At 43.1% G+C, this 11,235-nt stretch carries 12 protein-coding genes; 5 read left to right on the top strand and 7 right to left on the bottom strand.

Going from position 1 to position 11,235, the window contains the following annotated elements; all coding sequences use genetic code 11:
• The first annotated feature begins 32 nt into the window (after positions 1–32).
• From BN93_RS07855 to BN93_RS07845, 3 genes are all read left to right on the top strand, one after another.
• Positions 33–869 (top strand): DUF4249 family protein, encoded by an 837-nt coding sequence (locus BN93_RS07855; protein WP_044260104.1) that lies wholly within the window; start codon positions 33–35, stop codon positions 867–869.
• Between the two features lie 529 nt (positions 870–1,398).
• Positions 1,399–1,830, top strand: a complete 432-nt coding sequence (locus BN93_RS07850) for a hypothetical protein (protein ID WP_157462768.1) — start codon at positions 1,399–1,401, stop codon at positions 1,828–1,830.
• 59 nt (positions 1,831–1,889) lie between these two features.
• Complete coding sequence (locus BN93_RS07845) at positions 1,890–2,453, top strand: hypothetical protein (protein WP_019187799.1); 564 nt, start codon at positions 1,890–1,892, stop codon at positions 2,451–2,453.
• A gap of 766 nt (positions 2,454–3,219) precedes the next feature.
• Here BN93_RS07845 and BN93_RS07840 read toward each other — a convergent pair.
• The 4 genes from BN93_RS07840 to BN93_RS17940 form a co-directional block, all read right to left on the bottom strand.
• Positions 3,220–4,044, bottom strand: a complete 825-nt coding sequence (locus BN93_RS07840; protein WP_019187797.1) for a nucleotidyl transferase AbiEii/AbiGii toxin family protein — start codon at positions 4,042–4,044, stop codon at positions 3,220–3,222.
• Entirely contained in the window at positions 4,041–4,667 is a 627-nt protein-coding gene (locus BN93_RS07835; protein WP_019187796.1) for a type IV toxin-antitoxin system AbiEi family antitoxin domain-containing protein, read from the bottom strand. The genes BN93_RS07840 and BN93_RS07835 overlap by 4 nt, the downstream gene beginning before the upstream one ends.
• Positions 4,668–4,916: 249 nt before the next feature.
• Positions 4,917–5,333 (bottom strand): hypothetical protein, encoded by a 417-nt coding sequence (locus BN93_RS07830; protein WP_019187795.1) that lies wholly within the window; start codon positions 5,331–5,333, stop codon positions 4,917–4,919.
• A gap of 272 nt (positions 5,334–5,605) precedes the next feature.
• Positions 5,606–5,767, bottom strand: coding sequence for a hypothetical protein (locus BN93_RS17940; RefSeq protein ID WP_198007503.1), 162 nt, complete (start codon positions 5,765–5,767; stop codon positions 5,606–5,608).
• A gap of 356 nt (positions 5,768–6,123) precedes the next feature.
• Between BN93_RS17940 and BN93_RS17550 the strand changes: the two genes are divergently transcribed.
• Positions 6,124–6,300: a hypothetical protein gene (locus BN93_RS17550; RefSeq protein WP_019187793.1), complete on the top strand. Its 177-nt coding sequence runs from the start codon at positions 6,124–6,126 to the stop codon at positions 6,298–6,300.
• Between the two features lie 206 nt (positions 6,301–6,506).
• Here the strand turns inward: BN93_RS17550 and BN93_RS07820 are convergent, their stop codons facing one another.
• Positions 6,507–6,737, bottom strand: coding sequence for a hypothetical protein (locus BN93_RS07820; RefSeq protein WP_052311366.1), 231 nt, complete (start codon positions 6,735–6,737; stop codon positions 6,507–6,509).
• 799 nt (positions 6,738–7,536) lie between these two features.
• Between BN93_RS07820 and BN93_RS07815 the strand changes: the two genes are divergently transcribed.
• A complete protein-coding gene (locus tag BN93_RS07815) occupies positions 7,537–8,028 on the top strand; it encodes a hypothetical protein (protein ID WP_019187792.1) in 492 nt (163 codons plus the stop codon).
• A gap of 256 nt (positions 8,029–8,284) precedes the next feature.
• Here the strand turns inward: BN93_RS07815 and BN93_RS07810 are convergent, their stop codons facing one another.
• Positions 8,285–9,844: an MBOAT family O-acyltransferase gene (locus tag BN93_RS07810; RefSeq protein WP_019187791.1), complete on the bottom strand. Its 1,560-nt coding sequence runs from the start codon at positions 9,842–9,844 to the stop codon at positions 8,285–8,287.
• Complete coding sequence (locus BN93_RS07805; RefSeq protein ID WP_009230535.1) at positions 9,841–11,226, bottom strand: GDSL-type esterase/lipase family protein; 1,386 nt, start codon at positions 11,224–11,226, stop codon at positions 9,841–9,843. Before BN93_RS07805 ends, BN93_RS07810 begins: the two co-directional genes overlap by 4 nt.
• Between the last annotated feature and the right edge of the window lie 9 nt (positions 11,227–11,235).

Here is an 11,235-nt window from a genome sequence, read left to right as displayed (position 1 = left end):
CATCCATCAGTTATTTTTTTAAGTTTTAGGCCATGTACAGGTTATTATTCCCATTATTGTTGGTGTTTTTTTGCCTTAGTTGCGAAGAAACGGAGGTGAAACAAGCCCCCGTGCAGCTAGTGGTTGAGGGCTGGATAGATAGTGGCGGCTTTCCCATTGTGAAGTTAACCACCACCGTTCCCATATCAAAGCGGTTGCAATCAACCGATTCGCTCGACCGCTTTTTGTTGCGTTGGGCCAAAGTAACGGTGAGCGACGGCACGCGCGAAGTGGTGCTTACGGGCATGCCCCATAGGGATTACTTTCCGCCTTACATCTATACCACCTCCGACATGCGGGGCGAAGTGGGCAAGACTTATACGTTGCGCGTGGACTTTCAGAACTTTCATGCCCATGCCGTAACCACCATTCCCAAGCCTGTTGGCCTTACAAGCATCAAGGCAGAAGAGCTTCCGTTGTTTCCAGGTTGGTATAAACTGCGCGTAGGGTTTACGGATAATCCTGCCACAACCGACTATTACAAGGTGTTTGTGCGGCAATATGGACATAGTAAAGACTTTCATTCCACTTATCTGGGCACTTATAACGATCGTCTTTTGCCCACGCAGGCCTCTATTTTGGTTAACAATTCGCGGCAAAACGTGGCCAATCCCAACGCCACTTTCTTTAAGCGGTACGAGTTAGTAACGATTAAATTCTGCCATATCGACTCTGTTTCGTACGAGTTTTGGAAGAGTATGGACGACTATCATGGCGAAGGGCGAAACCCACTATTTAACTCGATGCAGAACATTCGCACCAATATTCACGGCGGTTTGGGCTATTGGTGTGGCTATGGGGTGTCTTATCGCGGGTATATTTTTCAGTAATGTCTAATGGATTAATTGTTATCCCGAATTGGCCAAACTTTTGTTCTCGTGCAACTGTTGACACTATCTTTCTCTTATTATTGCTTGTAGTGTTAAAATCTCTTGTTTTTTTGTCTGGTTTTGCTTTTATTTCTATCTTTGTGAGTATATAATTACATTAAGATGTAGATTATAAGTACATCTATTATTACTTTACACATTCTAACACTAAATTAATCTTTATGAAAAAAACTTTATTATTTGCAGTTTTAACTGTATGTTTTTATTCCTGTTCCGACAGTCAATTGGGGCTTTGGTCGTGGTAATGGTTGGTTTTGCGCCAACGATAATTTTTGGTCTTCTTTTGATGCCCCTTATCAAGGTTTTTGGTATCAGATTTCAATGTATGTCAATTTAGCTGATTATGTGTATAAATAGATTTATTACCGGTGTCTTTTCCTTATTTTTTGTTTTGTTGTTTTTGGGTTGTGGGTCTAGTGATGATATTCAGTACGAACCATTTTTCTCCGACAACAAAGCCAATGTGGTTTTGTTGACCTTGCAAGACGAAGAGGGGCGAACAATAGACTGTAATCGACTGTTAAGCCAGAACGCTTTCTCTGTATATGGTTGTCAGAGTCGCAAGTTTATTTCTGTCAACGCTTTTAAGCCCAACAAAGATAAGGCAGAGATATGTTTGCGTTTCAATGCAGAATTGCCAGATAAGAAGAATGTTCGCCTAAGCCAAGATAATCAGTTTTATGTTGGCAACGCAGCAATGAAACTTTGCATTGACGGAAAGTCTGTACAGATTGGTTTTCATTTCAGCTTTCCTAACCGATATGATGATAGAGTTTATCCATTCCTTGCCGATAGCGTTAGTTATAACAACACTACCTTTTTGGTGAAGAGAACTTCTAATTTTGTTTTTCTCACCTTGCGTAAAAACGTAGAAGGAGGTTTCGATGTGGTGAAACAATAGACGTTTCCATCCTCCCCCCTTCCCCCTAACCACTATCAATAATTAACAATCCATTCATTATGAATATCGCTAAACTACGCATCTCGATGGCATTCTTGTTCGGTTGCCTAATCTTTTCATCGTGCACCACCCGCAATGAATATGACTATCAGCCCACGATAGCTGCTCTTCGGCAGAACACGATTTTGCTTTCGCTGCTAGACGCCAAGGGGCAAGCTTACGATTATGAGTTGTTGATGCAGAAAAAAAACTTCTCTGTCTATGGCTTGCAAAGCAAGCAAGGCTTCTCCGTGCGCATCAACGCAGACAATAGCTTGGGAGAGAAACGTTTGGAGTTTATTGCTGAACTGCCCGACGAAAAAGACATGACCTATAACGCCAGCCGCTCGCATGGCGAAGGCTATGCTACAACGCAATTGAACATCGAGGGCAAAACCATCGACCTCCGCATTGATTTTGTTTATTACGCGGCAGAAGATAAAGATATGTTGGCCGACAGTAGCATCGCGATTGAACGAATATATTACAATGGGGTGGAGATTAAACCCAGGAAAACTTCATACCCACAGTTCTTGCTCACCTTGCAGAAAGACGATAAGGGCGATTTCCATATTGTAGAATGAAATTAAAGAAAGAGGTGAAGACGCTTGCGAAAGCCGTTTTCACCTCTTTCTTAATTTATTAATGGGGTTATTTTGCTCTTTATTCTTCGCGTATCGTCCTCAAATGTACCTAACGCATGTAAATTAACTCGCGGTGATGTAGCTTTGTGTGCAGCCTTTAAAGTCTCTTTATGCCATTTCTTAGCTTTTACCTATGTGCGACCTTGTAGATATATGCCAGTTAGAGATGGCAATGGATGCCATTTGTATCATCCAATTGAAATATGCAGTGCAAGTAAAGCGTTAAGGATTGACGTGTTGGTAGTTTGCTATGGGTAAACAATAGAGCAAACGGGCTATTATCCGTCGTTCAGGTTGACATGTTAGTATCTTAATAGTACGTTTACGGCTCTTTTTCTTTGCTTGTATGTTTTTTATCTTGTGGGTATAGCCACAAAATTAATGCGTTTACGGCCCTTAAACGCATTGTCGTGCAATTTCCAGTGGTCTATTCTTATTATTTCTGTACGCTGTTTTTAATTTGCTTTTGGTGGTCTGTTCGAAGGTGTTTGAACCGATAGAAGTGTAAGAATTTAATATTTTCAGCACGTTTTTTGGCATTTTGGCTGCCATTCTTGCCAGCCAATCGCCCACTTTGGTCGCAAATATTCAATTCTCAGGCGAGTTGACATTTGTGCAAAATGCGGTTTAATGTATTGCCCTTTGTGAGTTGTAAGATGGTGAGTAGTGGGTTTTAGGGTTTTGATGCAGATTGTTCAAAGAATCTTTACATAAATTTTATCTTGCTTGCCAATTGCAAAAAATAGTCGTTCGACCAGATGTCGAGTTCCTTTGGATTGCGAACAAAGGGTAAGACATCGGCTTTCACTTGATTGATGTCGGCTGTTGAAAATCGTTGTTTCAGCTTTTCAAGAAACAATTCCTTGCTTATGTCTTCTTGATTAAACTGCAAGGTACGCTCGTGCAGATGATTGAAATCGAGTGGTGTATTGTGGCGTATGTACCATTCAAAGTCGTACCAATCGCGCCCTTTTACCCTATTTTTCCATGTTCGGTAAAGCAAAGCGTGCATCTTTCCTGCAAAAAGGTTGGGCAAGGTATAGCAACGAACCATGAACGACTTTGGCAATAGCAGAAGTTTTTGCTCTGTGTTGAATTTCAAAGGGGGCTGAGTATCAACTTCAATCTTGATTTTTACAGACTCTTCTGCCTGAAAGGTAACATCGTACACATCGGTGTTATCTTTCAAAAAAGCCGATTCTACCTTGCCAAAGGCTTTCTTGTCTTTCTTCGTTATTTCAACTTTTCGGCCAACAATGGCAAACTCGTCGATGATTGGTTGGAAGTATCGGCTGAAATCGAATGCTTTGTTTGGCGCAAGAAGTGAAAAATCCATGTCTTCTGAAAAGCGTTGAAGTTCGTGAAATATGCGAAGACATGTACCGCCATAGAAAGCTGCCTCGTCGAAGAAACCGCCATTGTAAAGACCAGCAAGTATTATCTGCTGATTTACTTCGAAAGTGGCATTGCGCTTTTGCTGTTCGGTTGTCTGTTCGTAAGCCGATAGCATGAGGTTGTATATTTCGTTCATCGGTTTAAGTAATTAATGAGCGTTTGTATAGACTTGCCCTTCTTGCCAACCTTGGCGTATTGCTCAAAGATGGTGAGGTTCATCTTACGCAGTTCGTCAATGTTCATTCGTATGTCTTGTTCTAGATACACCTCAACATCCTTTAAATATCGCAGATTTACCAACGGCGAATTGGCAATGAGGTCGCATAACGCCTTTTCTGGCGTTGCTATGAGGAATGAACAGCTTTGCTTATTGATGTTGGTTACGCCTATATGAAAGGCGTCGCGGTTGATGGATGTGTAGTCGAATCGACCAATGGGCGTGTTGAAACTGCGCGAATGCTTTATCGTCATCGACTGAATGGCATAGACCGTTTCTGGTATCAGTCCATAATATCTTAGGGCCGAAGACATGGATATATACGATGGGGCATAGATGTGATTGGCAATTAGCTCTGTGGATAGTGCTACGCGCGATACGGTTGGGTTGACAACGTAAAGTCCCTTCTTTAATCGGATGAGCTTTCCTGCTAGTTCAAGGTTGCGCACCTTTTGGTTGCCTGCCTTCATTTCGGGGTATAACGAGGAGAGGGCAGACGTGCTTATGGGGATGTTGCCAATGTGTTCTAAACCATTAATCATACTGCAAAGATAGCTAAAATCTGAATACGAAACTAACTTTTCTTTGTTTTGCTGTTCAATTTATGGCTATTTTTAGCTGCATTTAACCATAGTTCGGGGTTTGATTGACCTTTTTTTGCGTGATTGGCGTTTGGCTTGGCACGTAAAAAATGGTGGTGAAACAGACATTACCGTCTCTTTCACCACCATAATAGTGTCTTAATAGCACGTTTTGCCCTTTTGCTTTGCGCGTAAGGGCGTTACGTAATGCTATCCGCCGAATATCATACCTACTGTTGCATAGATGCGTGTGCGGTCTTTAAATGCGTCGTTGTGCGACTTGTAGTGCCGTAAACCAATACCGCAAGTAGGCCTGAAGTGGCCTTTGCCGATGTGCATCATTACTCCTAGGTCGTAATAATGGTAGTTCCAGGCATCGCTTTTGCCAAGCTTTGTGCCTGCACCAATGCGTGCATCGATGCTGCAAAGGTCGTTTTTAACGAAGGTATATCCAGTGTTCAGCCCCAGCGTGTAGTTGGTTGAGTAGTCCTTCTTGCCGTCTACTTTGAATAGTGCCACAGCTGCCTCACCTTGCAGGTTGGCAAAGAAACGACTAGTGATGTTCCAACCAATGGCCGAAGTAAGTTCATAGGGTCTGAATTCCTTTGCAAACCTACTCGTTTGCACCCTTAACCCTGTTCTTATCAGCTTTCATTTTTCGTCTCCTCCTTCTGATTGTTGGGCCATTGTGTGAAAGCATGGGAACGAAAGCAGAAATAATGTTGTGAATAACTTAGTTTTTAGGTTCTGCATGATGTACTATTTCTTGGAAGTTTGTGATTGTTTAATTTAAAGTTGTTTGCCAAAAGCTTTTCTATTGAGCAAAGGTAAAATATTATTCTACCCAACCAAACGGTTTAGTACTTTTTAACTGGAATTGTAGTCAAAATAAGTCCGATTTAGAAGAACTTCTTGAAACGTTTATTAATGGCGAGTACCCATTCATTACGAGCAATCGTTCGGCTTTCGGTAGTAGTGAACGTACGTGTTTCTGTGCCGTTATCCATGCGCGTGTACATGTATCGATTTTTTTGTCTATTTTTCAGTCTAAAATTTAACATTAAAAGTGCCTTTTTTCCCCACCAGTTGCCTACCTTGCCGCAAAAAATCGATTCTCGCGAGGGTTTGTTTCGTTGCAAAAAGGGGGTAGTTCTCGGATGTGGAAGAATGAATATTTATTACAACAAACCGTCATTTGCACCAACTTTCGGGCCATTTTTAGCTAAATATGGTGCAATATGCTGCTAAATGGAGTGCGTTTTGGTGCTAATTGCAGTGCATTTTGGTGCTAAACGCAGTGCGTTTTGATGCTAAATGCAAGGAAAAATGGTGCTAAATGCAGTGCAAAATGGTGCTAAACACGAGGTGAAAAGCATAAAAATACGCTGCAATTGTATAAACAAAACCTTTCAGAGCCATGAAAAATAGGGCTAGAAAGGGCAAAATGGGCATCAAAAAGTGGGGTTTTGAGGGCAAAAAGTGGTTTTTTGGACTTGAAAAATTACGCGCTGGCGACCAAAATAGAAAGGTAAAATGGTGCAAAATGCAGGTTGTAGGCTTAAAAATTGACAAATTCCAAAAGATGAAAGGGTAGAAAAAGTGGTTTTTTACCTACTTTTTGACCTGTATTTTCTCTAGAACGGAGAGAAGATTTGAGTGATATTGTAAAATAAAAGATAACGATTTAAGTTTTTGAGTTAGTAAGTTGATGAGTTGATGTGTTCGGGAGTTGTTGGCTTTTCGTGAATTTATAAGCCAGTAAGTTGATTTGTTTAGTACTTCGTACATGAGCGGAGACCTTTATCTTAGTTTTGCATCACATAGATGTGATTGGCAATTAGCTCTGTGGATAGTGCTACGCGCGATACGGTTGGGGTTGACAACGTAAAGTCCCTTTTTTAATCGGATGAGCTTTCCTGCTAGTTCAAGGTTGCGCACCTTTTGGTTGCCTGCCTTCATTTCGGGGTATAACGAGGAGAGGGCAGACGTGCTTATGGGGATGTTGCCAATGTGTTCTAAACCATTAATCATGCTGCAAAGATAGCTAAAAACTGAATAGAAAACTAATTTTTCTTTGTTTTGCTGTTCAATTTATGGCTCTTTTTTAGTGGCAATTAACCGCTTTAAACGTTCGTTATGGTGTTTTGTCGGGTGATTTTGATGATATTTAAAAGTTAAATAATATAGTTTTTCCTGTTCGTGTTGTTATTTTTTTATATTTGCAATGTACACTTTAACGCTTAATTCATAGTGTATCATTTGGCGCACAAACTAGTAATTATCTTCATTCTAACATTAAATTATCCATTATGAAACACCCATGACAATTTGATTATCGTCAAAGCGAATGTAAATATTTAGTTTTAGTTACCTTTGCAGCAAAGTGTTAACTTCAAAAAATGAACTATGGCATATTTGGAATTCGCTCGGTTTGAATCGCACGCAGTTGCGGTATGGACATCCACAAGAAGGTTGTGGTTGCGACAATAAGGACACTTGTTCACAAAGAACGTTGGATGTTTGAAACTTTCACTAACTCTTTGGTACAGATTACAACAAGTTTTCTTTTGTCTTAGCTCTGATAATAACTAAACAACTGTAAAATCTCTACTTTTAAGGAAGGTTCTAAAAGATGGTCTTCTCTGTATTTGGTGAGCAGATTTCACTTACTTATTGAAGGAGTAGGATTGATTATACTATTTGCAAATAAGTGAAAGATGTTGAACAAAAGCAAGAAGACAGTGAAAGGCTATGCATGAAATAAGTATTGTACCTTATCGAGGGATTTTTAGAACAAGCCTTAAGTTTGTAGACCACAAAATGTTTGCTTATGAAAAAAAGTGTTTTAATGGCATTGGCCATACCATTCCTGCTACTCGCATTTGTGGGTTGCAGCAAGGATGATGCGGAAAAAAGCGACTTAAAGGTTCGTTTCAAAGTATTGAATGCGAAAGGGGAAGAAACGAGCGTGTTCAAACATGGTGAGGACATTCTCTTTGAACTGACGGTAATGAATGAAGGCGAAAAACCTGTGGAGGCATGGAAAATAATAGACTTGCGCGATGTGTTCCATGTATACACCTCAGACGGAAAAGACATGGGAAAGCCCTGGGATGAAATTTACGATCCCTTTTATGTGATGAGGTATATACCTGCACATGGGGATTTTAATTGGCTTTGCAGCTGGTTAGAGAAGAAAAACTTTTTTATACAAAAACGTCCGAGAACCGCCTTACCTGTTGGTGATTATGTGGCACGGTTCAACGTAACGTTAGAGAATAAACACATGGTTGAATGTAAAGTGGATTTTAAAGTGGAATAAATTATGAAGAAGACAATCTTTACCTTTATGACCTGTCTCTTTATGTATGTGCTGTTTATACACTAGTTGAAACAAAGGTTACCTTCTCTGTATTTTTTAGAATCTGCCAGAACAGCTGTTCTGGCAGGTTGTTAAAGGTGACATGCCTGTTAATAACAAACCAATCGGGCAAGTTAATGAGAAGAACATGTGTCAATTTAAAAAATATAGAGAAGGTAATTTTTGGAACCAGCCATGATGATAGTTGTCTATCTGTCTAGAACTGGAAATAGATAAAGGGCTGTATGGCGCTGCTTTTTACCTGTATAACGATATAAATAACGATAACCAGGAATAGTGCGCACACCACCACATTGCAGCGGCGCAGGCCGGCTATGATGCCCTCTTGCCAGCGATTGGGTATGTAATGGGTGACGAAACCAAAGAGCATCAGGGCCAATACGTACTTGTAGCCGTGCAAAACAGGGACAAAGAGGTCGGCGCGGAAGTCGGTAAAGATACGGTTTAGCATCATCTTGCTGGTTTCGAAAGACAAGTTGCGGAAGAATAACCATGTGAAACACACGAAATGGAAGGTGATAAAGATGGCCAAAGGACGGCGAATGCCACGGCTGACATAGCCGCGCGGATGCTTTAACAGCCCTTGCGAAAACAGCTTGTGCACGGCTAAGGCCACGCCATGCATGCCACCCCAGATGATAAAGTTGAGGCTTGCACCATGCCAAAGGCCGCCAAGCAGCATGGTAAGGATGAGATTGAAGTACTGCCTTATTTTTCCTTTGCGGTTTCCACCCAATGAAATGTAGATGTAATCGCGTATCCAAGTAGAGAGCGATATGTGCCAACGCCGCCAAAAGTCGCTGATGTTGGTGGCGGCATAGGGCGCGTTGAAGTTCAAAGGGAAGTGGAAACCCAACAGCAAGGCTATGCCAATGGCCATATCCGAATAGCCCGAGAAGTCGCAATATATCTGCATGGCATAGCCATAGATGCCCAAGAGGTTCTCTAAACCGCTGTAAAGGCCTGGATTGTCGAAGATGCGGTCTACAAAGTTGAGGCTGATATAATCGCTTATCACGGCTTTTTTAAACAGTCCGATGAGGATAAAGAACAGTCCACGGGCGAACATGTCGCGCGTAATGGTTAGCGGTTGGCGTATCTGTGGCGCAAAATCGCTGGCGCGAACGATGGGGCCGGCCACCAATTGTGGGAAGAACGACACGTAAAAAGCATAGTCGAGCAAGGAGGGTAGGGGCTTTAAGTGGCCGCGATACACGTCGATGGTGTAGCTAAGACTTTGAAACGTGAAGAAACTAATGCCCACGGGCAAGAATATATCCCACGGTTGGAAGTTGTGTTCTAGCATGCGCGTCACCATGCCGACGAAGAAATTGGTGTACTTGAAGTAGCCCAGTAGCCCTAGGTCGATAAGCAAACTCAGCGTAACGAAAAGCTTTCCCAGCCCCCGACGTTCGCGATAGCGGTGTATGAGGTTGGCTAAGAAAAAGTCGCTGATGGTAACTAGCGCGAGCAAGAAGAAATATAAACCGCTGCTTTTGTAGTAAAAGTAGTACGAAAAGGCGGTTACGAAGAGCAAACGTGCCGTAAGACGGCGTTGCAAGCACATGTAGACGAAGGCGAACCCCAAGAAAAGCATGAGGAAAAGACCCGTCGAGAAGATGAGCGGCTCGTCGGAATTGTAGGTGAGAAGGTCGGTAACACGGTGTATCTCTGCGGCGTGTTGCTTGGTGAATTCGGCAATTTGGTCGGCATAGTACGACACTTTCTCGACGAATTCGGACAGTTGTTTAATCATTTCTTTTCTATTGCTTTGCGTCTAACATAGTTTTTGTACCCCTCTTTAAACGAAGGGAACATCTTCCTGGCCAGTTCTTTACCGCCCTTGTAGTTGAGGTGGGTGTAGTCTTTGTTGGCATAACTGCGTTCAACCAGCGTTTTTACGCTGCTTTCTCCACCCATAGCCTCGAAGAAATTGAGGAAAGCCACCTTCATGTCGGCCGCCATTTGCTGTTGCAGGGCCACCAGTTGCTTTACTTCTTTCATCGTTTGTATGCCGTTGGGCGAGCGTTGGTCGCGGTCGGGAACGCTTACTACCAATATCGACGCTTGGGGAAAGGTTTGCCGCATCAGCTCAATCACCTTCTTCATCTTCGTTGTATAGCCCTTCATCACGCTCAATGGGTTGCCAGGAACGGCCACGTTCAGGCCGAAATGCAGCACGATAAGGTCGTAAGGGCGCAGTCTGCTGAAATCTTGCAGGCGATGTGTGGGTATCTTGGCCAGCGTTAGTCCGGGCGAACCGCGCATGGAGAAGTTGTCGAGGGTTACGCCTTTGTCGCCGTCTAGCGTTAGTCCGTACAGGAAAGTGCCACTTCCCACGCCCTTAAAGGCAAAGCCAATGCTGTTGAGCGAGTCTTTAACTTCTAGCTTTTGCACAGCAGTAGAGCCGGTAAACTTATGTTCGCTGATGTGTCCTTTGCCGTCGTTGCTCTTGATGGTTACGCTAGTGGGGGTGTGAAAGTAAAGCGTTGATATGGTCCAATTTTGGGTATGGGCGTAGTTTTTGGTGCCGCTCACCTTTATCCACGAGCCTTCGCGTGGTGCGAAATAGCGTTCGTTGATGCCTTGCTTTGAGATGTCGAAGGGCTTTTTGGCTACGGCATACTCGGTAATGCCACTATATTGCTGCCTGATGGATATGCGGTTTTGCTGCATTCGCGACCCCGTGTCTACCCATCCCACGCCACATCCGCCCCATGTGCGTTGGAACAGCTCGCGTAAGTCGGCCGTTAAGATGTCGCCTTCGATGTACGAGTCGCCGAAATAGGCGATGCGTACGGGCCTGTCGAGCTGCTTAACCTTGGTTAACTGACTGTAAAAGTGGTCCATTCCGCCAGCCGCTCCGCTCGAATAGTCGAAGATAGGTTCCACACCCTTTGTCCACACTTCCTTAAAATGCAGGGCGGCACCCTTCTTGGTCTGCACCATGATGGGGTGGGGAGGCGTTGTTGGCAGCACGTCTACTTGCTTGCCATCGTTTTCGGGCACCACTTGACTCAGTATGTTTACTTCGCGCAGCTGCGTACCGCCTATCGAAAGCGTGGGCAGTTGGTGCATAAGCAAGAGCGCGGCCACGGTTATGGCTACGAGGATGAAGGTTCTTGCGGGTGGGTTCATTTGCTGTTA

This window comes from Prevotella conceptionensis 9403948, assembly GCF_000312305.1.
Taxonomy (GTDB): domain Bacteria; phylum Bacteroidota; class Bacteroidia; order Bacteroidales; family Bacteroidaceae; genus Prevotella; species Prevotella conceptionensis.
This window is presented reverse-complemented; position numbering and strand designations above follow the sequence as displayed.

Bases quoted from the DNA above. Each gene is read 5' to 3' on its own strand.
- BN93_RS07855 (WP_044260104.1), top strand. From the start codon at position 33: ATGTACAGGTTATTATTCCCATTATTGTTGGTGTTTTTTTGCCTTAGT.
- BN93_RS07845 (WP_019187799.1), top strand. From the start codon at position 1,890: ATGAATATCGCTAAACTACGCATCTCGATGGCATTCTTGTTCGGTTGC.
- BN93_RS07840 (WP_019187797.1), bottom strand. From the start codon at position 4,044: ATGAACGAAATATACAACCTCATGCTATCGGCTTACGAACAGACAACC.
- BN93_RS07835 (WP_019187796.1), bottom strand. From the start codon at position 4,667: ATGATTAATGGTTTAGAACACATTGGCAACATCCCCATAAGCACGTCT.
- BN93_RS17940 (WP_198007503.1), bottom strand. From the start codon at position 5,767: ATGTTAAATTTTAGACTGAAAAATAGACAAAAAAATCGATACATGTAC.
- BN93_RS17550 (WP_019187793.1), top strand. From the start codon at position 6,124: ATGAAAAATAGGGCTAGAAAGGGCAAAATGGGCATCAAAAAGTGGGGT.
- BN93_RS07820 (WP_052311366.1), bottom strand. From the start codon at position 6,737: ATGATTAATGGTTTAGAACACATTGGCAACATCCCCATAAGCACGTCT.
- BN93_RS07815 (WP_019187792.1), top strand. From the start codon at position 7,537: ATGAAAAAAAGTGTTTTAATGGCATTGGCCATACCATTCCTGCTACTC.
- BN93_RS07810 (WP_019187791.1), bottom strand. From the start codon at position 9,844: ATGATTAAACAACTGTCCGAATTCGTCGAGAAAGTGTCGTACTATGCC.
- BN93_RS07805 (WP_009230535.1), bottom strand. From the start codon at position 11,226: ATGAACCCACCCGCAAGAACCTTCATCCTCGTAGCCATAACCGTGGCC.